General features: G+C 74.7%; 20 protein-coding genes and 1 riboswitch. Of the genes, 14 read left to right on the top strand and 6 right to left on the bottom strand.

Annotated features, from left to right (window positions below; translation table 11 throughout):
• Nucleotides 1–33: 33 nt before the first annotated feature.
• Entirely contained in the window at nucleotides 34–276 is a 243-nt protein-coding gene (locus ACGFIA_RS01400; RefSeq protein ID WP_357382507.1) for a hypothetical protein, read from the bottom strand.
• An 88-nt stretch (nucleotides 277–364) separates the two neighbouring features.
• The gene (locus tag ACGFIA_RS01395) at nucleotides 365–679 is read right to left on the bottom strand and encodes a multidrug efflux SMR transporter (RefSeq protein ID WP_357382509.1); all 315 of its coding nucleotides are present in this window, start codon (nucleotides 677–679) and stop codon (nucleotides 365–367) included.
• A gap of 59 nt (nucleotides 680–738) precedes the next feature.
• Nucleotides 739–804: riboswitch (guanidine-III (ykkC-III) riboswitch) on the bottom strand.
• Between the two features lie 96 nt (nucleotides 805–900).
• Here ACGFIA_RS01395 and ACGFIA_RS01390 point away from each other — a divergent pair.
• From ACGFIA_RS01390 to ACGFIA_RS01360, 7 genes are all read left to right on the top strand, one after another.
• A complete protein-coding gene (locus ACGFIA_RS01390) occupies nucleotides 901–1824 on the top strand; it encodes an ornithine cyclodeaminase family protein (RefSeq protein ID WP_357382511.1) in 924 nt (307 codons plus the stop codon).
• A gap of 49 nt (nucleotides 1825–1873) precedes the next feature.
• On the top strand, nucleotides 1874–3376 hold the full coding sequence (gene rimO, locus ACGFIA_RS01385) for a 30S ribosomal protein S12 methylthiotransferase RimO (protein ID WP_357467392.1): 1503 nt from the start codon (nucleotides 1874–1876) through the stop codon (nucleotides 3374–3376).
• A gap of 47 nt (nucleotides 3377–3423) precedes the next feature.
• Nucleotides 3424–4005, top strand: a complete 582-nt coding sequence (pgsA, locus tag ACGFIA_RS01380) for a CDP-diacylglycerol--glycerol-3-phosphate 3-phosphatidyltransferase (RefSeq protein WP_357382770.1) — start codon at nucleotides 3424–3426, stop codon at nucleotides 4003–4005.
• Between the two features lie 89 nt (nucleotides 4006–4094).
• A complete protein-coding gene (locus ACGFIA_RS01375) occupies nucleotides 4095–4652 on the top strand; it encodes a CinA family protein (protein ID WP_393258579.1) in 558 nt (185 codons plus the stop codon).
• Between the two features lie 207 nt (nucleotides 4653–4859).
• On the top strand, nucleotides 4860–5309 hold the full coding sequence (locus ACGFIA_RS01370) for a helix-turn-helix transcriptional regulator (protein WP_357382517.1): 450 nt from the start codon (nucleotides 4860–4862) through the stop codon (nucleotides 5307–5309).
• A gap of 126 nt (nucleotides 5310–5435) precedes the next feature.
• Nucleotides 5436–6287, top strand: coding sequence for a PspA/IM30 family protein (locus ACGFIA_RS01365; RefSeq protein WP_357382519.1), 852 nt, complete (start codon nucleotides 5436–5438; stop codon nucleotides 6285–6287).
• A gap of 17 nt (nucleotides 6288–6304) precedes the next feature.
• Complete coding sequence (locus ACGFIA_RS01360; RefSeq protein ID WP_357382521.1) at nucleotides 6305–7066, top strand: hypothetical protein; 762 nt, start codon at nucleotides 6305–6307, stop codon at nucleotides 7064–7066.
• A 65-nt stretch (nucleotides 7067–7131) separates the two neighbouring features.
• Here ACGFIA_RS01360 and ACGFIA_RS01355 read toward each other — a convergent pair whose 3' ends face one another.
• Together ACGFIA_RS01355 and ACGFIA_RS01350 are read right to left on the bottom strand one after the other, a co-directional pair.
• On the bottom strand, nucleotides 7132–10794 hold the full coding sequence (locus tag ACGFIA_RS01355) for a fibronectin type III domain-containing protein (RefSeq protein ID WP_357382523.1): 3663 nt from the start codon (nucleotides 10792–10794) through the stop codon (nucleotides 7132–7134).
• A 130-nt stretch (nucleotides 10795–10924) separates the two neighbouring features.
• A complete protein-coding gene (locus ACGFIA_RS01350) occupies nucleotides 10925–11746 on the bottom strand; it encodes a DNA-formamidopyrimidine glycosylase family protein (RefSeq protein ID WP_357382525.1) in 822 nt (273 codons plus the stop codon).
• A gap of 107 nt (nucleotides 11747–11853) precedes the next feature.
• On the opposite strand from ACGFIA_RS01350, the gene ACGFIA_RS01345 reads away from it, so the two are divergent.
• Complete coding sequence (locus tag ACGFIA_RS01345; protein WP_357467394.1) at nucleotides 11854–13098, top strand: hypothetical protein; 1245 nt, start codon at nucleotides 11854–11856, stop codon at nucleotides 13096–13098.
• Between the two features lie 69 nt (nucleotides 13099–13167).
• On the opposite strand, the gene ACGFIA_RS01340 is transcribed toward ACGFIA_RS01345, so the two are convergent.
• Both ACGFIA_RS01340 and ACGFIA_RS01335 read right to left on the bottom strand, forming a co-directional pair.
• Nucleotides 13168–13980 carry an S-adenosyl-l-methionine hydroxide adenosyltransferase family protein gene (locus tag ACGFIA_RS01340; protein ID WP_393257831.1) on the bottom strand — a complete coding sequence of 271 codons (813 nt, stop codon included), beginning with the start codon at nucleotides 13978–13980 and terminating at the stop codon, nucleotides 13168–13170.
• A 34-nt stretch (nucleotides 13981–14014) separates the two neighbouring features.
• Complete coding sequence (locus ACGFIA_RS01335) at nucleotides 14015–18694, bottom strand: DEAD/DEAH box helicase (protein WP_393257828.1); 4680 nt, start codon at nucleotides 18692–18694, stop codon at nucleotides 14015–14017.
• A 177-nt stretch (nucleotides 18695–18871) separates the two neighbouring features.
• Between ACGFIA_RS01335 and ACGFIA_RS01330 the strand changes: the two genes are divergently transcribed.
• From ACGFIA_RS01330 to ACGFIA_RS01305, 6 genes are all read left to right on the top strand, one after another.
• Complete coding sequence (locus tag ACGFIA_RS01330) at nucleotides 18872–19195, top strand: hypothetical protein (protein WP_357382774.1); 324 nt, start codon at nucleotides 18872–18874, stop codon at nucleotides 19193–19195.
• A gap of 273 nt (nucleotides 19196–19468) precedes the next feature.
• A complete protein-coding gene (locus ACGFIA_RS01325) occupies nucleotides 19469–22303 on the top strand; it encodes a Na+/H+ antiporter subunit A (RefSeq protein WP_357382531.1) in 2835 nt (944 codons plus the stop codon).
• A gap of 55 nt (nucleotides 22304–22358) precedes the next feature.
• Nucleotides 22359–22838 (top strand): Na(+)/H(+) antiporter subunit C, encoded by a 480-nt coding sequence (locus ACGFIA_RS01320; RefSeq protein WP_357382533.1) that lies wholly within the window; start codon nucleotides 22359–22361, stop codon nucleotides 22836–22838.
• Nucleotides 22835–24340, top strand: coding sequence for a Na+/H+ antiporter subunit D (locus ACGFIA_RS01315; protein ID WP_357382535.1), 1506 nt, complete (start codon nucleotides 22835–22837; stop codon nucleotides 24338–24340). Before ACGFIA_RS01320 ends, ACGFIA_RS01315 begins: the two co-directional genes overlap by 4 nt.
• Nucleotides 24337–24987: a Na+/H+ antiporter subunit E gene (locus ACGFIA_RS01310; RefSeq protein WP_357382537.1), complete on the top strand. Its 651-nt coding sequence runs from the start codon at nucleotides 24337–24339 to the stop codon at nucleotides 24985–24987. Before ACGFIA_RS01315 ends, ACGFIA_RS01310 begins: the two co-directional genes overlap by 4 nt.
• Nucleotides 24984–25247 (top strand): monovalent cation/H+ antiporter complex subunit F, encoded by a 264-nt coding sequence (locus tag ACGFIA_RS01305; RefSeq protein WP_357382539.1) that lies wholly within the window; start codon nucleotides 24984–24986, stop codon nucleotides 25245–25247. The genes ACGFIA_RS01310 and ACGFIA_RS01305 overlap by 4 nt, the downstream gene beginning before the upstream one ends.
• Nucleotides 25248–25293 lie beyond the last annotated feature (46 nt).

The following is a 25293-nucleotide window of genomic DNA, read 5'->3' as shown; positions in this document are numbered from 1 at the left end:
CCTCGGGTGGCGGCCGCCGTCGGCGGTTCCGGGTCAGTTGAGCAGCGCGGCGACGAGCACGGCGCCGATGATCGCGCCGACCACGCTGGCGGCGGCGGCGTACCAGCCCAGCGGCTTGTCACCGAGGACGGCGCCGACGATGCCGAGGACCAGGCCGAGGACCCCGAAGATCAGCGGGGACACGAAGATCGCGAGGGCCGCGAACACGAACGCGACGATGGTGCAGATGCGGGCGGCGTTGGTGCGCGGGCGGGCGGTGGCGTGCATGTTGGCCATGGGGTTCCTCCGTGAGTGGTCTCGCTGTGTGGCTACGGAGGATTCGGTACCCCCGCCGCCACACCGTCCAAACCGGATGCGGTATCGATCAGGCGAACAACTTCAGGCCGATCACGCCGGCCACCACCAGCAGCAGGCAGGCCACGCGCGGGAGGTTGACCGGTTCGCCGAGCGCCAGCATCCCGACCAGCGCGGTGCCGACCGCGCCGATGCCGACCCACACCGCGTAGCCGGTGCCGACCGGGATGTCGCGCAGCGCGTACGCCAGGCCGGCCATGCTCCCGACGAGCGTGACGGCGAAGACGGCGGAGGGGAGGGGACGGGTGAAGCCGGCGCTGCGATCGAGCGCGATCGCCCACGCGGTCTCCAGCAGTCCGGAGAGCACCAGCACGATCCAGGCCATGGTGAATCACCTCTGACGGGCGGGCCCGGCGCGCAGCGGGCCGGGCGACGGTCGGGTCACGCGGGGCGTCTTGGCCTGACCGGGTACGCCCACCACTCGTCCGGGACGGCCCGCGGGCCGTCGTGGCCGACGGTAGCACCGGGCGGGCCGGACCGGCGGCGGGGTGAGAAAGCCCACCATGAGTGGAGTTGACGTCAACTTCAGGTTGCACGATTGAGGGCATGACCCTGCTCTTCTCCGACGACGACGTCGCGGCCGCCGTGGACGCCCCGCTCACCGTGGCGGCCATGCGGGACGCGCTGCTGGCCGCGCACGCCGGGCGGCTCATCGCCCCGCCCCGGGCGTCCGCGCCGCTGGGCGGAGGCCGGATGGTGCTGACCGCCGGGCACCTCACCGGGCAGTGGTACGGCTTCCGCTCGTACGACACGTTCGGCCACCCGGAGAGCGGTCAGCTCGTCGTGCTGCACGACGCCACCACCGGTGCGGTACGCGCCATCGCCGTCGGCGAGGAGCTGGGCTCCCGGCGTACCGGAGGACTGGGCGGCGTGGCGGTGGACGCCCTGGCCCGCGCGGACGCCGCCACCGTCGGCGTGGTGGGGTCCGGGCGGCAGGCGTGGACCCAGGTCTGGGCCGCGGCGGCGGTCCGGCCGCTGCGCGAGGTGACCGTGTACAGCCGCTCGGCGGCCCGGCGGGAGGCGTTCGCCACACGGGTCCGCGCCGAGCTGGGCGTGCCCGCCCGCGCGGTCGGCTCGGCCGCCGCCGCGGTACGCGACCGGGACGTCGTGGTGCTCGCCACCACCAGCACCGTCCCGGTGGTCGACGCCGCCGACCTGGCCCCCGGCACCCACGTCAACACAGTCGGCTTCAAGCAGGTCGACCGGCACGAGTTCGGGCCCGACCTGCTCGACGCCGCCGACCTGCTGGTCACCGACTCACCCGGCCAGGCCACCGCGTACGTGCCGCCGATGCTCGCCGCCGTCGAGCCCTACGCCGGGCGGTTGCGCGACCTGGGCGCGGTGCTGGCCGGCGCGGTCCCCGGCCGGACCACCGCGGACCAGATCTCGGTCTTCTGCTCCACCGGCCTGGCCGGCACCGAGGTGTTCCTCCTGGACCGGCTGGCCCGGGTGGCGGTTCCCGCTCGCTGACCCGGCCGGACGGGTGCGCGGCGGACCGGAACCGGCCCGGTACCCTCGGATGGTGTCTGCCTCCTCCTCCACCCCGCGATCCGACGGGCGCCGCGTCGCCCTGCTGACCCTCGGCTGCGCCCGCAACGAGGTCGACTCGGAGGAGCTGGCCGCCCGGCTGCACGCCGACGGCTGGCAGGTCACCACCGACGGCGAGGGTGCCGACGTGGTGGTGGTGAACACCTGCGGGTTCGTCGAGAAGGCCAAGCAGGACTCGATCCAGACGCTGCTGGCCGCCGCCGACACCGGCGCCAAGGTGGTCGCCGCCGGGTGCATGGCCGAGCGGTACGGCCGTGAGCTGGCCGACAGTCTCCCCGAGGCGCAGGCCGTGCTCAGCTTCGACGACTACCCGGACATCGCGTCCCGGCTCGACTCGGTGCTCGCCGGTGAGGCGATCGGCGCGCACACCCCGCGCGACCGGCGGGAACTGCTGCCGCTGACCCCGGTGAAGCGCCGCGACGCGGCGGTGTCGCTACCCGGGCACGGCACCCCGGCCCGGGTCGCACCGGAGACCGACGCGCACACCCCGGCGCACCTGCGGCAGGTGCTGCGGCACCGGCTCGACACCGGCCCGGTGGCCTCGCTGAAGCTCGCCAGCGGCTGCGACAGGCGGTGCGCGTTCTGCGCCATCCCGGCGTTCCGTGGGGCGTTCGTCTCGCGTACCCCGGACGAGCTGCTCGCCGAGGCCGAGTGGCTGGCCAAGACCGGCGTACGGGAGCTGGTGCTGGTCAGCGAGAACTCCACCTCGTACGGCAAGGACCTGGGTGACCCCCGCGCGCTGGAGAAGCTGCTGCCGCAGCTCGCCGCGATCGACGGGATCGTGCGGGTGCGGGCCAGCTACCTCCAGCCCGCCGAGACCCGGCCCGGCCTGGTCGAGGTGATCGCCACCACGCCCGGCGTGGCCGCGTACTTCGACCTGTCGTTCCAGCACTCCAGCGAGCCGGTGTTGCGCCGGATGCGGCGTTTCGGCTCCACCGACCGGTTCCTGGAGCTGCTGGCCTCGGCCCGCGCGCTGGCGCCGGACGCGGGCGCGCGCAGCAACTTCATCGTCGGGTTCCCCGGCGAGACCAAGCCGGACGTGGCCGAGCTGGTCCGGTTCCTGACCGAGGCGCGGCTGGACGCGATCGGCATGTTCGACTACAGCGACGAGGACGGCACCGAGGCCGCCGGGCTGACCGGCAAGGTCTCCGCCGCCACGATCAAACGGCGGTACGACAAGCTCAGCGCCCTGGCCGACGAACTCTGCTCGCAGCGCGCCGAGGAGCGCCTCGGCGCGACGGTGGAGGTGCTCGTCGACTCCACCGCCGACGGCGTGGTGGAGGGCCGGGCCGCCCACCAGGCGCCCGAGGTCGACGGCTCGACCACGCTCGTCGCGCCGGTCGGCGGCGGCGTCGATCTGGCCGCGCTGCGCCCCGGTGACCTGGTCCGTGCCACGGTGACGGCGACCGAGGGCGTCGACCTGGTCGCCGTGCCGGATGAGATGATCTCGGCGGCGCCCGGCGCGGTACGGTGACGGCGGGCCCTGATGGAGCGGGGAAGCCACGTGGGGCGATGCGGGACATGACGGGGGCGGAGTCGACGGCGGCTGCCCCCGTACCGCTGCTCAACGCGGCGAACGTGCTCACCGGCGCGCGACTGATGCTGGTGCCGGTCTTCACGGCCACCGTGATCGCCTCCGGCATGAGTCACGCGGGCTGGCGGATGACGGCCTGCCTGATCTTCGTGGTGGCCTCCGCGACCGACCTGGTCGACGGCTGGATCGCCCGCCGGTACGACCTGGTCACCTCGCTGGGCAAGGTCGCCGACCCGATCGCCGACAAGGCGCTCACCGGCGCCGCGCTGGTGCTGCTCTCCTTCTACGACCGGCTGCCGTGGTGGGTGACTGTGGTGATCCTGGCCCGCGAGCTGGGCATCACCGGCCTGCGGTTCTGGGTGATCCGGCACGGGGTGATCGCGGCCAGCCGGGGCGGCAAGGTCAAGACCGCGCTGCAGATCCTGGCCATCACCTGGTACCTCTGGCCGATGCCGGAGGCGGCGGCCGCGATCGGGCCGTGGATCATGGGAGCGGCGGTGGTGGTCACCGTGGTCACCGGGTTCGACTACATCGCCCAGGCGTTGCGGCTGCGTCGCCCGGCCCGTTGATCCGTTCGAACCGGTCGGCGGATCCGTCGATCCGGGTGACCGATCCGTCGATCCGGGCGGCGGGCGAGTAAGCCGGCGTGGGGCGGGAAATGGGGGCGGGCATGGACACCGACGCGAGAGACCAGCGGCCCGCCGGCAGCCCGGCGGCCGCCGTGGTGCACCGCCTGCACGAGTGCGGCCAGACCCTGGCCACCGTCGAGTCGCTGACCGGCGGGCTGCTGGCCGCCGCGATCGTGGAGATCGCCGGCGTCAGCTCGATCTACCGGGGCGGCATGGTGGTCTACGCCACCGAACTCAAGGCGACGCTCGCCGGCGTACCGGAGGACCTGCTGGCCGACCGCGGCCCGGTCGACCCGGACGTGGCGGTGGCCCTCGCCGAGGGCGGACGGCGGCGGTGCGGTGCGGACTGGGGCCTGGCCACCACCGGTGTGGCCGGGCCTGAGCCGCAGGACGGCAAGCCGGTCGGCCTGGTCTACGTGGCGGTCGCCGGGCCGGACGGCACCGAGGTGCGCCGGCTCGACATCGACGGCGGCCGCGACCACATCCGCTCGGCCGCGGTGATCGAGGCGCTGCGCCTGCTCGCCGACCGTATCGACCTCCCCGAGGGCACCGACGCCGCGCAGGCGGCGGGGGCCGGCCGCCGGTGAGCCGGCGAGGTGCCGACACACCCGGCGGCGGGACCGCCGGGCGGGCCGGTCCGCCCGGATTTCAGAGGCGGGGTGGGATGTCGTCGTGGCGACCAACGGGTACGGTTGCGGGAAGGCTTCGGCGGTCGCCGTCGGCGCCGGAGCGGTCCGCCGCGTCCGGCCCGGCACGGTCGCCGGGCATGGTGGTCCCGTTCAGGGGGAGGTGCGATGGTCCTGCTACGCCGGGTGATCGGTGACGCGCTGCGGGCGCGCAGGCAAGGGCAGCACCGCACCCTCCGCGAGGTCTCCTCCGCCGCCAACGTCAGCCTCGGCTACCTCTCCGAGATCGAACGCGGCCAGAAGGAACCCTCCAGCGAGCTGCTGGCGGCGATCTGCGACGCGCTCGGCGCCCGCCTGTCCGAGCTGCTGCGCGAGGTGAGCGACACGGTCGCCCTGGCCGAGCAGATGCCCGGCGTGCTGGTGCCGGTGGCCGACGAGCGGGTCGAGCCGGCAGCGGTGGCCGGGCCCGCCGTGCGCAAGACCACCAACCGTGGGGTCCGGCAGGTCACCTCCGACGGCGCCGTGGCCGTCCAGGTCCGGCAGGACTCGCCACTCAAGGCCACGCTGCGCAGCACCCGGGTACGCCCCGCCGAGCGGGACGTGGTCTGCGCCGCCTGACCCGGCTGCCGCGCCGTGGGCAGTGCTGGCGTCCGCGTCGTACTGTTGATCAGGAGCGTACGGGTGCCGGAGTGGCGTCCGGCTGGAACGATGTAGACGCGACGCTACTGAGGGGACGAGGCGGAGATGGCTAACCCGTTCGTCAAGGGTTGGAAGTACCTGATGGCGCTCTTCGGCGCGAAGATCGACGAGCACGCGGATCCGAAGGTGCAGATCCAGCAGGCCGTCGAGGAGGCGCAGCGCCAGCACCAGGCGCTGGTCCAGCAGGCGGCGGCGGTGATCGGCAACCAGCGCCAGCTGGAGATGAAGCTGTCCCGGCAGATGACCGAGGTGGAACAGCTCCAGGGCAACGCGCGGCAGGCGCTGGTGCTGGCCGACCAGGCCCGCGGCAAGGGAGACGAGACCGAGGCGGGGCGCTACGAGCAGTCCGCCCAGATGCTCGCCACCCAGCTGGTCTCCGCCGAGCAGGCGCTGGAAGACCTCAAGACGCTGCACGACCAGGCGCTGGGCGCGGCCGCGCAGGCCCGCAAGGCGGTCGAGAACAACTCGATGATCCTCCAGCAGAAGCTGGCCGAGCGCACCAAGCTGCTCAGCCAGCTGGAGCAGGCCAAGATGCAGGAGAGCGTGGCCCGCTCGCTGGAGTCGATGTCGTCGCTCACCGCGCCCGCCAGCACCCCGTCGCTGGACGAGGTCCGCGATCGGATCGAGCGCCGCTACGCCACCGCCATGGGCCGGGCCGAGCTGGCCGGCAACTCGGTCGAGGGCCGGATGCTGGAGATCCAGAAGGCGACCCTCGACTCGTCCGGATCGGCGAGACTGGAGCAGATCCGGTCGAGCATGGCCGGCGAGCAGCTCGGTGCCCGGCACGAGACCCCGGCGGTGGGACAGCCGACCGACCCGGCCGCCACCGCCCGGCTCGACGAGATCCGGGCCAGCATGAGCCGGGATCGTGGCACCGGGGAGACCACGACCAGCTGACGGAAGGGGCGGACACCATGGCGGACGAACGGGCCCGGCACTTCCGCAGGCTGCGCAGACTGCGCAACTCGGCGCGACGGTGGAGCGTGCTGGCCGGAGGGCTCGGCGGTGCCGCCGCGGTGCTGACCCCGTACGCCGGACTGGGCCTGCCGGACGCGGCCTGGGCCGGCGCCGCGGGCAGCGCGATTGCGGTGGCCGTCTGGCGTTGGGCCGACCACCGCGCGCTGGCCGCCGTGCCAGCCCCGCCCGCACTCGACCCGGCCGAGGCCGCGGCCCGCTCCCGCGCCCGGCTGGTCGCCGCCGTCGAGCGGCTGCCCGTCGGGCCGGGCGTCCTGGCCGAGGCACGCCGGGTCCGCTCCCGCCTCGCGTTGCGCGGCACCGCCGCGGCCGAGCCGTGGGCCCGGCTGGACCGGGCCGCGCTCACCCTGGCCGGGCTGGCCGGGCGGCTGACCGGGCTGGCCGAGCCGGCGGTACGGGAGGCGGCCGAGGCGGACCGGTCCCTGCGCGAGCTGGCGAACCGGGTGGCGGGCGTGGAACGCGCGGCGAAGCTGACGCCGCAGAGCCCGCTGAACGAGGTGCACGCCTCGCTGGTGGCGCAGTTGGAGGACGGGGTGGCCGCGTACGAGCGGCTGGTGGTGGCAGCGGCCGGTTACGTGGCCGAGGACGCCCGTCCGAACACCGAGCACCCGTCCGCCGCGCGCCTGACCGAGGCCACCGACCTACTGCACGGCGTAGCCTCCGCCCTGGCCGAACTCCGCACCCCCCTCCGAGCCCCCTGACGGCGAGTCCCGCCCCGCCCCTCTGGAACCTCCCCAACTTCATGATCGACCCTGAAGGCGCGGGGTCAGGTGGGGGTGGTTTTGGTGGTGGGGGGAGTCCACGGGGACGTGCCCACGACGTTCGTCGCGCGTACCCGGTAGTGGTAGGTGACCCCGCGCGCGAGGCCGGTGTTCGTGAAGCCTCGGCCGGTGACGTGGAAGGTCGCCGGTTCGCGCGTGAAGGCGGCGTCGGTGGCGCGCTGCACGATGAACCCGGCACCCGGTCCGGCCGGCGTCTGCGCCGACCAGCTCACCGTCACGGTGGCCGTGTCCGGCCCGGACGCGCTCGTGGTGACGCTCACCCCGGTCGGTGCGGCCGGCCGGGCCGGGGTGGTCACCGCGGCCACCGTCGACCAGGGGGAGGCGGCACCCAGGTACGTCGTGCGTACCCGGTAGTAGTACGTGGTGTCCGGTGCGACCGCCGGGTCCACGTGGGCCTCGCCCACGGCGATGGCAGTGGTGCCCGGGCCGCTGGTGAACGTGGGGTTGGTGGCCCGCTGCACGTCCACCCCCGTCGCGAAGGAGTGGTTGGCCCAGCGCAGCGCCACCCGCAGTGGCGCGTTCGGCGGCAGCACCGCGGTCAGCCGGGTCGGCGCGGCCAGGTGCACCGCCGCCGGTACGGCGTTCGACCAGGACGAGCAGCTCACCGCGTTCTCGGCCCGGATCCGGTAGTGGTAGGTGACGCCGGGGGTGACTGTGGCGTCGGTGTAGCGGGTGGCGGTGGCGGCCACGGTGATCTCGGTCAGCCCGGTGGTGAAGGCGCTGTCGGTGGCGCGTTGCAGCCGGTGGCTGGTGGGCACGGGCCGGCTGCCGTTGCCGGTCCAGGTCAGCGCGATGGCGGGCAGCGCGGTGGCGCCGCCGGGCGCCGGGGTGGCGCCGAGCCCGGTCGGTGCCTTGGGCGCGACGCGCAGGACCAGCGGGCGGCTCATGCCCTGGTCGCGTAGTCCGGCCGAGCGGGTCTGCCAGCGGTACTCCCAGCCGAGGTTGACCATCTGGTTGACCACCACCGCGGGGCGGCCGTCGACCGGGCTGACCGGACCGGCGTCGAGCCGTACGCCGGCCGGGCGGGCCGGGTCGAGCAGCCGTACGCTGTCGCCGATCTTGAACGGCAGGGCGGGCGGTACGGGACGCAGCGCCACCACGACGTCCTCCCGGGGGTTGACCCGGACGGTGTCCTTCCAGCCCAGCTCGCCCGGGTCCGGCGGACGGACCGTGCCGTCCCAGCCGACCCGGTTGACCACCTGCACGTCGCAGCCCTCGATGTGCACGGGATGGGTGCGCGGGGCGTCACCGACGATCCGCCAGAGCTGCGTGCCGTCACCGGGCGCACCGACCGCCACTGCCGGGTCGGTGGCGTGCAGCACCTCGGTGGCCGGGTCGGCAGGTCCCAGCGGCAGGGTGGCCGGCGCGAGCGGTCCGCTGACCGGGTGGCCGACGCCGAGCCGTCCCACCGCGCGACCGTGCCGGGGCTCGAACACCTGTCCGACCGACTTCACCGCCAGCGGCAACGTGACCGGGGCGGTCGCGCCGGCCGGGGTGAACGTGACCGAGGCGGCCCGCGCCGGGACGAGCGTCGGGCGCGGGGTGGAGGTGCCGATCGCGGTGTCGTACGCCGGTTGCGGCACGATCGGCGGCGGCTGGCTGCGCGCGTACGCCCCCGGGAGCCGGTCGGCCAGGCGGCGCGTGTCGTACGGCTGCGCCGGGGTGCCGGTGACCCGGATCTGGAGCAGTGTACGGGTGTTCGGGCCGTACCCGGGCCGGGTCGGGGGCAGGCCACCGGCGGCGGTCCGGTCCGGCGCGCCGGTGTGGTGGTCGTGGCGCGGATCGAACCGGGGCAGCGGCGCGGGGCAGTCGTTGTAGAGGATCAGCGTGCTGCCCGGCGGCACCGTGGAGAAGTCCACCACCACGTCGGCCCGCTCGCCGGGGGCGAGCAGCAGCGCGTGCCCGTCCACGTTGAGCACCGTCGGGTCCTGCCTGTCGTACCGGTAGTCCACCGGCCGGTTGGTCAGCACGACGGGGGCGGGGAGCAGGCCGCCCTCGTTGCCGATCTGGATCATCTCGGGTCCGGCGGCGGCCGGGTCGGGTACGCCGCCGTCGCGCCCGTCGGCCGGCCAGTACGCCGGCCGTCCCGGTGCGTGTACCGCCTCGACCATCGGCACCTCACCGGCGCCCGGGTCGCCGGGGCTGCCGTCCTCGCCCCACATCGGCGCGTCGGAGGCGGCCCGGTAGAGCTGGAGGTTGAGCGCCCGGTCCGCGCAGGCGTTGAGGATCCGGAACCGGTACGCCCGCGGCGCGACCTCCAGGTACGGGTAGGCCACGCCGTTGACGAGCGGGGTGTCCCCGTACGCCTCGGGGACCGCCGACGGGTGCGGCACACCGGGTGCCAGCGGCGGCTCGTCGGTGTCGGTGTCCGGGTCGTGGTGCGGGTTCGGCACCGGGGCGACCCACGGGCTGGCGCCACCGTCCGGGTCGTGGGTCCACGGCCCGTAGTCCCAGCGCCCGGTCGGGTTGGTGCCGGTGAGCCGGTACGGGTTCTGCCGGGGCTGGTAGACGTGCGGGTGCCAGAGGCTGCCCTTGGCGCCCCAGCGGTCCCGGTCCCAGGTGGGGTCCTGGGCGGCGAGCTGCGCGTCGTCCGGTACGAACGTCTTGTCCTCGATCACCAGCGGGAACTGCTCGGCGGGCAGCACGCCGTCCTCGACGAGCCGTTCCTCGGCCGGGTCGGTGAGCAGGTAGAGCGCGATCTGCCCGGAGTAGACGGTGAGCCGGGACAGGCCGAGCGTGTTGTCGTGCAGCCACATCAGCCGGCCGCTCTGCTCGTTCGGGAAGTACAGCGTGGTGGCGCCCGCACCGGGCGGCGGCATGTCCGGCACCGGCGTCACACCCACACCCACCGGGTACGGGGTGATCTCGCCGGCCGGGGTGACCCACTGCCACGGGTTGCCGGCGCTGATCCACCCGGTCTGCGCGCCGGACAGGTGCGGTACGGCCCGGTTCTGCGGGTACGGCGCGGGACCGTCGAGCGGCCCGGCGCCGGCGCCGTCGACCGTCTCGTCGACAGGCAGGAACAGCTCCCCGGCCCGGCCGGTGGGAAGCTGGTTGATGAACTTGATCCGGACCGGGCGGCCCCGCCGGGCCACGATCATCGGGCCGAGGTGCCAGGGGCGGCCGGGCGGGCTGACCGTGTTGTGCCCGGAGGTGTCGGTGCCCAGGTTGAGCTGGCGGTAGCCGCGCAGCCGGGTGGCGGGCAGGTCGCGGTGCAGACGCTGCGCGTACTCCTGGAGGCCGATCTCGTAGTAGTCGCAGCCCGGCCAGGTGATGGTGTCCGGGACGGCGACCGGCAGGCGGGCGCCGAGCCCGGCGGTGGCCGGCTGCCCTGGTAGCGGCAGCGGGTCGACGAACTTGCGGATGCCGGTGCCTGGTACCGGGCGGCCGTCCGGGTCGAGCGTGGGCAGCGGGCTGGCGGCGGTGTTCGGCACCGGGCCGAACAGGCGCGGGACGTCGGCCGGGTCCAGGCGCGCCGGCGCCGGCCCGCCGGTCGGTTCCTCGTCGTGCCCGCGAGCGGCTTCGTCGTGCCCGCGAGCGGGGGGAACGGTGGGCGCGACGGGACCGGCCGGCGCGGTCTCCTCGGCGACGACGACGGCGGCGGCGTGGTCCGGGCGTCCGGGCCGGCTGCGGCGGAACAGCACCATGGCTCTCCCCGGGGTCGGGGCGCGCCGGCCGACACCCCGGCGTGGCGGGCGTACGCGCTGCTGACGATCCGTGAGCGGTCCACCGCAGCATGCGATGTCAGAGGGGTGAGGGGGAAGTACCCAATCGTCCCTATCTCGACTGATCTTCGGCGTTTCGTGGAAGTTCCACGCCGGGCTGGCAGGACGGACACCAGTAGGTGACCCGTTCGCCCAGTTCCTCCTTGCGGATGGCGGTCCCGCAGCGGCGGCACGGCTGGGTCCGGCGGCCGTAGACGTAGCTGGTGCCGCCCCGGTGCAACACGCCTGTGGTGCTCTGCGTCCACCGGCCCCGGTTGGCCGCGAGCAGCCGCTGGGCCAGCGCGACGGTGCCGGGCAGGTCCGGCACCGCGCCGACCGGCGTCCACGGCGACACGCCGCGCAGGAACAGCACCTCGCACTTGTAGAGGTTGCCCACCCCAGCCAGGTTGCGCTGGTCGAGCAGCGCCTCGCCGATGGTGCGGTCGGGGTCGGCCGCGAGCCGGCGGACCGCCTCGTCGGCGTCCCAGTCCGGGCCGAGCAGGTCCGGGCCGAGGTGGCCGACGAGCGACTCCTCGTCGGCGGTCGGCACCAGCGCCAGCTCGTGCAGGTGGTAGCCGACGGCGACCGCGGCGGGGGAGCGGAGCACCACCCGGATCAGGTGCGCCGGCCGCGCGGTCCAGCGCTCACCCGGGGCGTACGCCCGCCAGGCGCCGTCCATCCGCAGATGCGAGTGCAGCGTCCAGGGCTCGGCGTCGGTGCCGGTCAGGCGCAGCAGCAGGTGCTTGCCCCGGCTCGCCGACTCGCGCACGGTCCAGCCGGTCAGGTCGGTGGTGGCGAGCTGTGGCACACGGAAGTCGGACCCGGTGAGCCGGGCCCCGGCCAGCGCGCGTTGCAGGACGCGCGCGGTGTTCCAGACGGTGTCGCCTTCGGGCACCCCGCCATTGTCCCCTACCGAGCGGAATTCGCATGTGTCGCTATTTGTACTGAGGTTCCACTTGATCTGCGGAAACGCCAGGATCAGGGGGTTCTGAGGAGATGCCCATGGCACATTCACGACGTCGTACCGTCGTCGCCCTGACCGCACTGCTCACCGTGGCCGCCGGACTGCCCGGCACGCCCGCGCCGGCCGCGCCCCCACCCACCGCCGCGCCGTCCCGCGCCGCCGGTCCCGAACGCTGGTCCGTCGACCTCGCCGTGGCCGGCGGCGACGACGTCAACGTCGCCTGGCGGTCCGGCCGCCTGCGGCTGGCCGACCCGCGGCCCGCCGCCCGCACCCGCCCGGCCGCCGTGGGCGGACCGCTCGCCGAGGGCATCCTGCTGTCCGCGCCGCGCGCCCTGGACCGGCCCGCGACCCGGGTACGCGCACAGTTCGCCGCCCGCACCGGCGACGGGGGTACGGCGGTGGCCCAGGTGCGCGGCTGGCGGGCCCGCGGCTGGACCGAGTGGCGCGACGCCACCGAGGCGGTCTTCGACGCACCGGTCAGCCGGGTCCAGGCGCGCGTCGTGCTGACCACCCGCGACGCCGCGTCGGACGCCACAGTGACCGGTCTGACCCTGGCCGCCGACCGGGTCACCACCACAGCGGTCCAGCCGGCCGCCGCGCTCACCTACCGGGTGTACGCCACCCGGATCGGCCTGGTCGGCGGCACCACCGCCAACGGGCACACAGTGGCCACCCGGGACCACTTCGCGGCGCTGCCAACCCGGCGCGGCCTGTCCCCGCGAAACACCGGTGACTACACGGTAAAGGTCTGCACGACGAGCGGCAGCCGCTGCGAGTACGCCCCGGTCTGGGACGTCGGGCCCTGGAACACCCGGGACGACTGGTGGAACCCGGCGTCGATCCGGGAGAACTGGAAGGACCTGCCACGCGGGTTGCCGGAGGCGCAGGCGGCGTACCAGAACGGCTACAACGGCGGGCGCGACCAGTTCGGCCGTACCGTCCGCAACCCGGCCGGGCTGGACCTGGCCGACGGCACGTTCTGGGACGGGCTGCGGCTCACCGACAACGCGTGGGTGGACGTGACGCTGCTGTGGACCGGCGGCGGGGCGCGGGCGGTGGTCGGCTCCGGGCCGCTGAACCTGCGCGCCGGGGCGAGCACCTCGTACGCGAGCCGGGGGCTGGCCGCCACGTACGCCCACGTGCCGGTGCAGTGCTACGTGACCGGGCAGCGCATCGCCGGCACGTACCGCACGACGACGAGGTGGTACCGCCTGGTCGGCGGCAACTACGTCAGCCACGCGTACCTGTCCTCGATCTACGGCGGCACAGTCCCCCGCTGCTGAGCGGCGCCCTCCCGAGGGCTTTCCTCCGCGATCTTGCAGTTTCGGCCCTGCCCCGGGGGCAGTCGCCCGTTATGCCGGGGCACCAACTGCAAGATCGCGGGGGAGACGGGTGATGGTGACCAGGGCGCCTGGGGTGGCGTGGAGGGTGTCGGCGGCTCGGCCGGTGTTCACCGCTACCGCGACCTGGCCGGCCGAGTCGACGTAGACCACCAGGGCGCCGGGGTCAGCGTCGCCGAACGTGCGGCCGTGGACCGCCTCGTGGCCGTTCACCAGCACCCGGGACGGCAGGCCGTCGAGCAGCGTGCCCGGCGCGGCGAGCTGGACGTTGCCGAAGTGGTCGACGGTCAGCACCTCGGCGCTGAAGCCGCCGGGCTCCGCGCGTACCACTGGGTCCGGCAGCCGGACCAGCGTGCCCGGGTGGACTGCCGGTCCCGCCTCGGCCGGCGACGCGCCGAGCGCCAGCCGAGCGGCCACCGGCGCGAACACGTCCCGCCCGTGGAACGTGCGGGACACGACCGGGCCGAGCCAGTCCGGATTGGTCAGCTCCACCGCGTCGGTCACCCCGCCGAGCGCCTCCGCGGCCGGGATCAGCAGCCCGTTGTCCGGCCCGACCAGCAGCCCGCCGGGCGCGGCGAGCGCGATCCCGCGCCGCGTCGTGCCGACACCCGGATCGACCACCGCCACGTGCACGCCCCACGGCAGGTACGGCACTGTCTGCGCGAGCACCGCCGCGCCCCGGCGTACGTCGGCCGGTGGGATCAGGTGCGTCACGTCGATCACCCGGACGGCCGGGGCGAGCCGGGCCAGCACGCCATGGCACGCCGCCACGAACCCGTCGGAGAGCCCGTAGTCGGTGGTCAGCGAGATCGAGGCCACCGGCACACCCTACGTTCCCGCTCCCCGGAACCACCGGCGGTCAGCCGCGCAGGCGCAGGCCGCGCGGGGTGGCGCGGAAACCGGCGGCGGTCAGCGCGTCGCGCAGCGGGGACGCGTGCACGGCCTCGCCGTCGGCGCGTTCCACCGAGATCGCGCCGAGCGCACCGGAGTGCACCGCGTCGGCGAGTGCCTTGCCGGCCGCGCCGAGCGTGTCGGTGTCGTCGGTGAAGGACAGGATCGTCCGGCCGCCCCGCTCGACGTAGAGCACCAGGTCGCCGCCGACGAGCACGACGAGCGCGCCCGCCTTGCGCCCGGCCCGGTGGCCGGTGGCCGGTGCCGCGCCGTCGCCGGAGTCGACGACTCGTTCCGGCCAGGGCAGCGCCGCGCCGTACGGGTTCGCCGGGTCGGTGGCCGCGAGCACTACCGTCGGCCCGCCCCGGCCCTGGGTGTCGTCGGCGAGCGCCCGGATGCGGTCCACCGCGCCCGGCACCGCGAACTGCGCCGCGCCGAGCCCTTCGACGAAGTAGCCGCGCCGGGCCGCCCCGCGTTCCTCCATCGCGGACAGCACCGGGTAGACCCCGGCGAAACCGCCGGTGACCTGCTCGGCCACGACCGCGCCCCGGGTCACCACGCCGTGCCGTTCCAGCAGCAGGTCGGCCAGGGCGGCGGCGCGGCGGGTGGGGTCGCTGTCGCGTTCGGGCAGCCGGGACCAGCGCCCGGCCATCGTGGGCGGACCGCTCCGGCTGGGCAGCGCCACCCGGCCGGGACGGCGGTAGCGGGTGCGCGGCGCCGAGGGCCGGGAGCGGTGCGCCCCGCCCGCGCCCAGCGCGGCCCGCAGCGGTGCGAGCGTGTCGTTCGTGAGGTGACCGGCCCACACCAGATCCCACACCGCGCCGGACAGGGCGGCGTCGTCGGTGGCGCCGATGCGGTCGGACAGCGAGCGGAAGAACAGCGCCTGCCCGTCGGCGAGCGCGTCGAGCACCGACTCGTGCAGCGGGGTGAGCGTCAGTGCCTCGTCCGGCGGCGGGAGCAGCAGCGGCGCGACGTCGGCGTACGCGAGCGTCACCCACCCGTCGCCGCCGGAGATCGCGCCCGCGCCGGCCCACACCACCTCCCCGCCGGCGCACAGCTCGTCGAGCTGGGCGGGGGAGTAGTCGGCCACCCGGGCGGGCAGCACCAGGCGTTCCAGGGCGGACGCCGGCACGCTCACGCCCTGCAACTGCTCGACGGTGGCGGCGACCGCCTCGACGCCCCGGGCCGACGAGCCGACCTGCTGCCAGCGGGGCAGGAACGCGGCGAGCGCGCGCGGCGGCACCGGTTCGATCTCCCGGCGCAGGGCGGCGAGCGAGCGGCGGCGCAGCAGGCGCAGCACCTCGGCGTCGCACCACTGGGTGCCCACCGTGTCCGGGGCGAACTCGCCGGAGACCACCCGGCCGGTCGCGGCGAGCCGCCGCAGTGCCTGCTCCACCACGAACACGCCGAGCCCGAACCGGGCCGCGCAGGTGGCGGCCGCGAACGGGCCGTGCGTGCGGGCGTACCGGGCGACCAGGTCGGCGAGCGGATCGGCCACCGGTGCGAGGTATGCCTCGGCGACGCCGACGGGCAGCGCCACCCCGAGCGCGTCGCGCAGCCGGGCGGCGTCCTCGACCACCACCCACCGATCCTCCCCGGCGATACGGACGCGCAGCACCCGCCGGGCCGCCGCCAGCTCGTCGGTCCACGACTCCGGCACGCCGCGCTCGGCTAGCTCGGCGCCGCTCAGGTCGCCGACCACGCGCAGCAGCTCGACCACGTCCTCCGGGTCGCGGGGCCGCCGCTGCTCGGTGCGCCAGCGCAGTTGGCGCGCGGTCTCGGCGAGCACCTCCGGGTCGAGCAGTTCCCGCAGGTCGACCCGGCCGAGCAGCTCGCCGAGCAGGCCGGAGTCGAGCGCCAGCGCGGCGGCCCGCCGCTCGGCCAGCGGGGCGTCGCCCTCGTAGAGGAACGCGCCGACGTACCCGAACAGCAGCGACCGCGCGAACGGCGACGGGCGCTCGGACTCCACCTCGACCAGGCGTACCTTGCGGGCGGCCAGGTCGCGCATCAGCCCGGCCAGGGCGGGCTGGTCGAAGACGTCCTGAAGACACTCGCGGGCGGCCTCCAGCGTGACCGGGAAGTCGGCGTACTCGCGGGCCACGTCGAGCAGCTGCGCGGCGCGCTGGCGTTGCTGCCACAGCGGCTGCCGCCGCCGGGGGTCGCGCCGGGGCAGCAGCAGCGACCGGGCCGCGCACTCGCGGAACCGGGACGCGAACAGCGCCGACGTGCCCACCGACTCCTCGACCAGCTGGGTGATCTCGTCCGGCTCGAAGACGACCACGTCGGCGCCGGGTGGTGTGTCCGCGGTGTCCGGCAGGCGCACCACGATGCCGTCGTCGGAGGGCATGACCTGGGCGTCCACGCCGTACCGCTCGGCCAGCCGGCGGCCGATCGCCAGCGCCCACGGCCCGTTGACGCGCGCGCCGAGGACCGAGTGCACGGCGAGCCGCCAGTCGCCCAGCTCGTCGCGGAACCGCTCGACCACCACCGTCCGGTCGTCCGGCAGCGACCGGGTGGCCGCCTTCTGCTCGCGCAGGTAGTTCATCAGGTTGCCGGCGGCCCAGTCGTCGAGCCCGCCGGCCCGCAGCGCCGCCACCGCGTCGGCGTCGGACTGCCGCAGCAGCGCCCGGACCCGGGCGCCGATCGCCCGCCCCAGCTCGACCGGGCGGCCGAGTTGGTCGCCCTTCCAGAACGGCATCCGGGCCGCCTGCCCGGGTGCGGGGGAGACGAGCACCCGGTCGGGGGTGATCTCCTCGATCCGCCAGGACGACGAGCCGAGCAGGAACACGTCACCCACCCGGGACTCGTAGACCATTTCCTCGTCCAGCTCACCGACCCGCGCCGCCCGCTCCGCGCCGGCCAGGAAGACGCCGAACAGGCCCCGGTCGGGGATGGTGCCGCCGCTGGTCACGGCGAGCCGCTGCGCGCCGGGCCGGCCGGTCAGCACGTCGGTGGCGCGGTCCCAGACCAGCCGCGGGCGCAACTCGGCGAACGCGGTGGACGGGTAGCGCCCGGAGAGCATGTCGAGCACCGCGTGCAGCGCCGAGTCGGGCAGCTCCGCGAACGGCGCCGCCCGCCGGACCAGCACCGCCAGGTCGCCGAGCCGCCACGGCTCCAGCGCCACCATCGCGACGATCTGCTGGGCCAGCACGTCGAGCGGGTTGCGCGGGTAGTGCAGCTCCTCGATCGCCCCGGCACCCATCCGCTCGGCCACCACTGTGCAGGAGAGCAGGTCGCCCCGGTGCTTGGGGAAGACGACGCCGCGCGAGACCGCGCCGACCTGGTGCCCGGCCCGCCCGACCCGTTGCAGCCCGGCGGCCACACTCGGCGGCGCCTCGATCTGCACCACCAGGTCGACGGCACCCATGTCGATGCCCAGCTCCAGACTGGACGTGGCGACCACGGCGGGCAGCCGGCCGGATTTCAGCGCCTCCTCGATCTGCTTGCGCTCCTCCCGGGAGACGCTGCCGTGGTGCGCCCGGGCGATCACCGCCGGCGCACCGGCCGCCGCGCCGGCCTGCGCCATCACCTCCGCCGGCTGCCGAGGCGCCCGCACCGGCCCGGGCCCGGCACCGGGCGGCGGGCCGTCGGCGCCGGGCAGCAGATCGGATACGCGCACCGGCTCCCCGCCCCGGGCCACGCGGCTGCCCTCCGGGGCGGACGCCGCCTCGATCTCCTCGGCGGCCAGCTCGTTGAGCCGGGCGCAGAGCCGTTCGGCGCTGCGCCGGGAGTTGGTGAACACGATGGTGGACCGGTGCGCGCGGATCAGCGCGAACACCCGCTCCTCGACGGCCGGCCAGATCGAGGCACGGCGGGGGGCGAGGCCGCCCAGGTCGTCCTCCGGCGGCTCCTGCTCGTCGAGGCGGGTCATGTCCTCCACCGGGACCTGGACGCTGACCTCGATGGTCTTGTCGGCCGGCGGCTGCACCACGTCGACCGGGCGCGCGCCGCCGAGGAAGCGGGCGCACACGTCGATCGGCCGGACGGTGGCGGACAGGCCGATCCGTTGCGCGGGCCGTTCCAGCAGCGCGTCGAGCCGCTCCAGGGACAGCGCCAGGTGGGCGCCGCGCTTGGTGCCGGCCACCGCGTGCACCTCGTCCACGATCACCGTGTCGACGCCGCGCAGCGAGTCGCGGGCGGCGGAGGTGAGCAGCAGGAACAGCGACTCGGGCGTGGTGATGAGGATGTCCGGCGGGGTGCGGGCGAAGGCCCGGCGCTCGTCGGCCGGGGTGTCGCCGGTACGCATCCCGACGGTGATGTCCGGCGGGGCCAGGCCGAGCCGGGAGGCGGCCTGGCGGATGCCGGTGAGCGGGGCGCGCAGGTTGCGTTCCACGTCGACGGCGAGCGCCTTGAGCGGGCTGACGTAGAGCACCCGGCACCGGCGCCGGAGGTCGGCCGGCGGCGGCTCCTTGGCGAGCCGGTCGAGCGACCAGAGGAACGCCGCGAGCGTCTTGCCGGAGCCGGTCGGCGCGACGACAAGGGCGTTGCGTGCGGCGGCCACCGAGCGCCAGGCGCCCTCCTGGGCCGGGGTGGGCGCGGCGAACGCCGCGGTGAACCACTCCCGGGTCGCCGCGCCGAACTGTGCCAGCACCCCGTCTGACTTGCCTGACCCGCCTGACCTGCTTGACGGGGTCACCTCGTCCGCCACGCACCCATCCTGCCGCGCGGGTGTGACATCCGGCCCGCCGCCGGACCGTTGCGTCCCGCGCACAGCGGTCGAAGAATGGAATGGGCGATTATTCCGTTAAGTCTTACTTAACTGCTTGCTTGTGGGCTGCAACATAAAGTAACTTCACTCGCGATGCGGCGTGGGGTGGAGGCGTGGATGACCGTCGAGGAACGAGTCCTGGGGCCGGGAACCGACGTGCTCATCCGTAAGGTCGACAGTCGCCTGGCCGTGCTGCGCGCCGGTCTGCACGGCCCCGATCTGGAGCTGGCCGAGGAACTGGCCGCACGGCTGCGCGAGATGATCCTGGCCACCGCCCGGTCCAGCGCCGCCGACCGGGCCCGGGTCCGGGCCGCTGTGCACTACTTCGTCCAGCGCCGGGAGAGCCGCGACGCCCGGCTGCCACTGCGCTCCCTGGCCGCCGCCCAGCGCGCCGTCGACCGCGCCGCCCACCAGCTGGCCACCCCCAACCCCACCCCCTGACCCCACCCCGCCGCCCTCCCGCGCCCCACCCCCGGCCCTCCCGCGCCCCACTCCGGTGATCAAGGAGTTTGCAGGCGGATCAGGCGCGCCGACGGACACAAACTCCTTGATCACCGCCGGGGGGGAGGAGTGGGTGGGGAGCCTGTGGCGGGCGGTGAGGGCTGGGGATATGGGTGGGTTTTGGAGAAAACGGCCCGGTTCGGTGCCTCTGTGGCGTGTGATCGGTTGTGACACCAGCGTGTTCGCGCGCTGTCACCTCGACCGGGAGTACGCGTGCTCGTCCTGCTGATCGTGCACCTGGTGGCGGCCCTGCTCGCCCCGCTGCTGGTCCGCCGGTGGGGTCCGCGCGCCTGCCTGCTGCTCGCGCTCGCCCCGGCCGCCACAGCGGTCTGGGCGGCGGCGCACACCGGTGCGGTACGCGACGGCGGCGCGGTCGTCGAGACGTACCCCTGGATCTCGCAGCTCCAGCTCGACGTGGCGCTGCGGGTCACGACGCTGTCCTGGCTGATGCTGCTGCTCGTCGGCGGCGTCGGCGCGCTGGTGCTGGTCTACTCCGCCCGCTACTTCCCGCCCGGGTCGACCGGCCTGGCCCGGTTCGCCGCTGTCATGGTCGCCTTCGCCGGTGCGATGCTCGGCCTCGTCGTCTCCGACGACCTGCTGCTGCTCTACGTGTTCTGGGAACTGACCACCGTCTTCTCCTACCTGCTCATCGGGCACAGCACCGAACGCCGGTCCAGCCGGTGGGCCGCCGCGCAGGCGCTCACCGTGACCACGCTGGGCGGGCTGGCCATGCTCGTCGGGTTCCTGCTGCTCGGCCACCACGCCGGCGGCTACCGGTGGTCGGCGGTGGCGGCCGCGCCGCTGCCCGGCGGCGGGTACCTGACCGTCGCGGTCCTGCTCATCCTCGCCGGGGCGCTGGCGAAGTCCGCGGTGTTCCCGTTCAACGCCTGGCTGCCGGTGGCGATGGCCGCCCCGACGCCGGTGAGCGCGTACCTGCACGCGGCGGCGATGGTGAAGGCCGGAATCTTCCTCATCGGACTGCTCGGCCCGGTGCTCGCCCCGGTCGACGGGTGGCGCCCGGTCACAGTGGTCGCCGGCCTGGTCACGCTCGTCATCGGCGGGTGGGCGGCGTTGCGGCAGACCGACCTCAAGCTGCTGCTGGCGTACGGGACGGTCAGCCAGCTCGGCCTGCTCACAGTGGTGTTCGGGGCGGGCACCCCGAAGGCGGCGCTGGCCGGCGTGGCGATGCTGGCCGCACACGCCCTGTTCAAGGCGGCGCTGTTCCTGGTCGTCGGCATCCTCGACCACGAGGCCGGCACCCGTGACCTGCGGGAGCTGTCCGGGGTGGGACGGGCCGCGCCGGTGCTGGCCACAGTCGCCACGCTGGCCGCCGCCTCGATGGCCGGGGTGCCGCCGCTGCTCGGGTTCGTCGGGAAGGAGGCGGCGCTCGCCGCGTTCACCGGCGATCCACTGGTCCTGATCGTGCTGGTGGCCGGCAGCGCGCTCACCGTCGCGTACAGCATCCGGTTCCTCTGGGGCGCGTTCGTCACCCGGCCCGGCGTGCCGGACACCGAGCTGGCCCGGCCGCCCGCCGCGATGCTCGTACCCCCGGCGCTGCTCGCCGTGGCCGGGCTCGCCGCCGGTCCGGCCGCCGGGTGGCTGAGCGGCCTGTTCGAGCCGTACGCCGAGCTGTTCGGGCCGGTCGAGGAGCACCTGGCGCTCTGGCACGGACCCACGGCGGCGCTCGGCCTGTCCGCCCTGGTGCTGGCCGGCGGTGTGGTGCTGCACCTGGTCCGCGGCCCGCTGGCGCCCGCGCTGGACCGGCTGCGCTCGCCGGTGAGCGGCAACCAGGGGTACGAGTGGGTGACGCACGGCTTCGACCGGCTCGCCATCGAGGTCACCGGCGCCACCCAGCGCGGCTCCCTGCCGCAGTACCTCGGCACCGTGCTGCTCGCGCTGGTGTTCGTGCCGGGGGGAGCGATGATCGCCACCGCGCCGTGGCGGGTCGACCTGGCGGTCTGGGACAACCCGGCCCAGCTCGTGGTCTGCGTGGTGATCGCGGTCGCCGCGCTGCTCGCGGTGGGCGCGCGGCGCCGGCTCACCGCGATGCTGCTCGTCGGCGTGACCGGCTACGGCACCGCGATGATGTTCGTCCTCTACGGCGCCCCGGACGTGGCGCTGACCCAGTTCCTGGTGGAGACCGCCACGATCGCGGTGTTCGTGCTGGTGCTGCGGCGGCTGCCGGAGCGCTTCTCGGCCCGCCCGCTGCGCCGCAGCCGCTGGGTGCGGCGCGGCATCGGGGTCGCCGCCGGCGTGGTGATGGCCGGTCTGGCGCTCGTCGCGGCCGGGGCGCGGCGGGCGCCGTCGATCTCCGCGGCCTTCCCGGACCTGGCCCTCACGCAGGGGTACGGCCGCAACGTCGTGAACGTGACGCTCGTGGACATCCGCGCCTGGGACACGATGGGGGAGATCTCGGTGCTCGTGGTGACCGCCACCGGCGTGGCCAGCCTGATCTACGAGCGTTCCCGCACCGGGCCGCGCCCTCGCCGCCCGCCACCGGCCGCGCTGCGTGCCGGGGACCGGCGCACGGTGTGGCTGCGCGGCGGGCAGACGCTGCCGGAACGGCGGCGCTCGATCGTCTTCGAGGTGGTCACCCGGCTGATCTTCCACACCGTACTGATCTTCTCGTTGTTCCTGCTGTTCTCCGGGCACAACGCGCCCGGCGGCGGTTTCGCCGGCGGGCTCGTGGCCGGGCTGGCGCTGGCCCTGCGTTACCTGGCCGGCGGCCGGTACGAGCTGGCCGAGGCGGCGCCGGTCGGTGCCGGCACGGTGCTCGGCGCGGGTCTGGGCATCTCGGTCGGCAGCGGCGTCCTCGGCCTGGCGCTCACCGGCCAGGTGCTGCAGAGCGTGAAGGTCAACCTGTGGCTGCCTGTGGTCGGCGACTTCTACCTGGTCACGTCGCTGTTCTTCGACGTCGGCGTCTATCTCGTGGTGGTCGGGCTGATCCTGGACATCCTGCGCAGCCTGGGCGCCGAGGTCGACCGGCACGTGGAGGCCGCGGGCGATGCGGGGCACGGGCTGGTGGTCCAGCGGGAGGGTCCCTCGTGAGCGCGAGGAGTGAGCCGGGTTTGCGAGCCCCGCAGTCGCGAACAGAGGTGGCTCAGTGAACAGGGGTGCGGCCGGGCCGACGCTGGTGCTGGTGCTGGCCGTCGGGGTGCTCGTCGCCGCCGGCGTCATGCTGTTGCTGGAACGCAGCCTGACCCGGATCCTGCTCGGCATCATCATGCTCGGCAACGGCGTGAACCTGCTCATCCTGCTCGGCGGGCGGTCCGGCGCCGCGCCGCTCGTCGGTTCCACCTCGCGGGGCGAGATGAGCGACGCGCTGCCGCAGGCAATGGTGCTCACCGCCGTGGTGATCACGTTCGGGCTGACCGCGTTCCTGCTCGCCGTCGCCTACCGGAGCTGGTACACCAGCGGTGACGACGAGGTGCAGGACGACCTGGAGGACCGGCAGATCGTCCGGCTCGCCGAGAGCAACGAGGTGTCCACTGCGGACCACGGCGGCGAGGGCCCGGACGACGACCCGGAGCAGGTGGACCCGGAGCCGGCCCGGCGGCGGCTGCATCGGGGGGACGCCTCGTGACCGCGCTCGTTCCGCTGCCGGTGGTGGTGCCGCTGCTCGGCGCGGCGCTCACCCTCCTGCTGTCCGGCCGGCCCGGGTTGCAGCGGTGGATAAGCGTGCTGTGCCTGTCCAGCGTCCTCGTGGTGGCGGCGGTGCTGCTGGTGCGGGCGTACGGCTCCGGGCCGGTGGTGGTGCACGTGGGCGGCTGGCCGGCGCCGGTGGGCATCGTGCTGGTGGCGGACCAGCTGGCGGCGCTGATGGTGCTCGTCTCCTCGGCGGTGACGCTGTGCGTGCTGCTCTACTCGATCGGCCAGGGCCGGGGCGAGACCGGGGAGACCGCGCCGGTGAGCATCTACCACCCGACGTACCTGGTGCTGACCGCCGGTGTCACGAACGCCTTCCTCGCCGGGGACCTGTTCAACCTCTTCGTCGGCTTCGAGATCCTGCTGGCCGCGAGCTTCGTGCTGATCACGCTGGGCGGCACCGAGGCGCGGTTGCGCACCGGATCGACGTACGTGGTGGTCAGCATCCTGTCGTCGCTGCTGTTCCTGTCCGCGGTGGGACTGGTGTACGCGGCCACCGGCACGCTGAACATGGCGCAGCTCGCCGGCCGGCTGGACGCGCTGCCGTCGGGCGTACGCCTGACCCTGCAACTGACGCTGCTGCTCGCGTTCGGGATCAAGGCGGCGGTGTTCCCGCTGTCGGCGTGGCTGCCGGACAGCTATCCGACCGCGCCCGCCCCCGTGACAGCGGTCTTCGCGGGCCTGCTCACCAAGGTCGGCGTGTACGCGATCATCCGCGCCGAGACGCTGCTGTTCCCCGGCGGCCAGGTCGCCACGCTGCTGATGGTGGTGGCCGGGCTGACCATGGTGGTCGGCATCCTGGGCGCGGTGGCGCAGTCGGACCTGAAGCGGCTGCTGTCGTTCACGCTGGTCAGCCACATCGGCTACATGATCTTCGGGGTGGCGCTGAGCAGCGTCGCCGGCCTGTCCGGGGCGATCTTCTACGTGGTGCACCACATCACCATCCAGACCACGCTGTTCCTGGTCGCCGGCCTGGTCGAGGAACGTGCGGGCAGCACCGACCTGCGGCGCATCGGCGGCCTGGCACGGGTCGCCCCGACCCTCGGCGTGCTCTTCTTCGTCCCCGCTATGAACCTCGCCGGCATTCCGCCGTTCTCCGGCTTCCTCGGCAAGCTCGGACTGCTCCAGGCCGGCGTGGCGGCCGGTGGCGTGCTGCCCGCCGTGCTCGTCGCGGCCGGCACGCTCACCAGCCTGCTCACCCTCTACGCCGCCTCCCGGGTGTGGAACATCGCGTTCTGGCGGGAGCCCCGGCTGGCCACCGCCACCCCGCCGGCCCGGCTGCCCGGGCTGATGGTCGGCGCGACCACCGCACTGGTGGCGCTGGGCGTGCTGTTCACGCTGGTGGCCGGGCCGCTGTTCCAGGTCACCTCGGACGCGGCCACCGACCTGCGCGAGCGCACCCCGTACGTGCGGGCGGTCCTGCCCCGGGACGTGCCGTGACCGACGAACTGCCCCCGGGCGGGGGCCCGACCGGGGAGCCCGCCGGCGTACCCCGGGCGGCGCCCGTCCCGGACGCCCCCGCGTCGGCCGTCGGCCGGGGCGGGCGGCGGCGGGACCAGGCGGTCGCGCTCGGCTGGCTGGTCGTCGCGTGGATGCTGCTGTGGGGCGACGTGTCCTGGGGCAACCTGGTCGCCGGCCTGGTGGTCGGCGCGGCGGTGCTGCTGTTCTTCCCGCTGCCGCCGGTCACGTTCGGCGGCCGGGTACGCCCCCGCGCGCTGCTGGTGTTCGCTGCCACGTTCGTCGCGGAGCTGGTCAGCGCCAGCCTCCACGTGGCAGCGGTGGCGCTGCGCTTCGGCTACCGCCCGCGCGGCGCGATCATCGCGGTGCCGCTGCGCGTGCGCACCGACCTCAACCTGACGCTCACCGCCGAGGTGATCTCGCTGGTGCCGGGCACGCTGATCCTCGACGTCGACCGGACCCGGGGCGTGCTCTACGTGCACGTGCTCGACGTACGCGGACCCGAGGACATCACCGGCAGCCGCGAGCGCGTGCTCGCCGTCGAACGGCGCATCGTGCGTGCCATCGGATCTCCCGACGAGGTACGCCGGCTCGACCTCGAACCCGTCGAACGGAGGAACCAACAGTGACTGCCCTGCTCGCCGTCGCGCTCACGGTGCTGCTCTCGGCCACCGCGCTGCTCGCCCTGACCCGGATCTACCGAGGACCGTCCCTGCTCGACCGCGTCGTCGGCGCCGACCTGCTGCTGACGGCGATGCTCGCCGCGGTCGGGGCGGAGGCCGCTGTCAACCGGCACGCCACCACGCTGCCCGTCCTGGTGGTGCTCTCCCTGCTCGGCTTCATCGGGTCGGTGTCGCTGGTGCGCTTCGCGGTCCGGGCTGAAGCGTGAGCGCGAGGAGTGAGCCGGTTTTGCGAGCCCCGCAGTCGCGAACGAA

It is taken from the genome of Micromonospora sp. NPDC049203, from assembly GCF_043197215.1.
Classification (GTDB): domain Bacteria; phylum Actinomycetota; class Actinomycetes; order Mycobacteriales; family Micromonosporaceae; genus Micromonospora.
The sequence above is the reverse complement of the archived record's forward strand: the minus strand, read 5'-3'. Positions and strand labels throughout refer to the sequence as shown.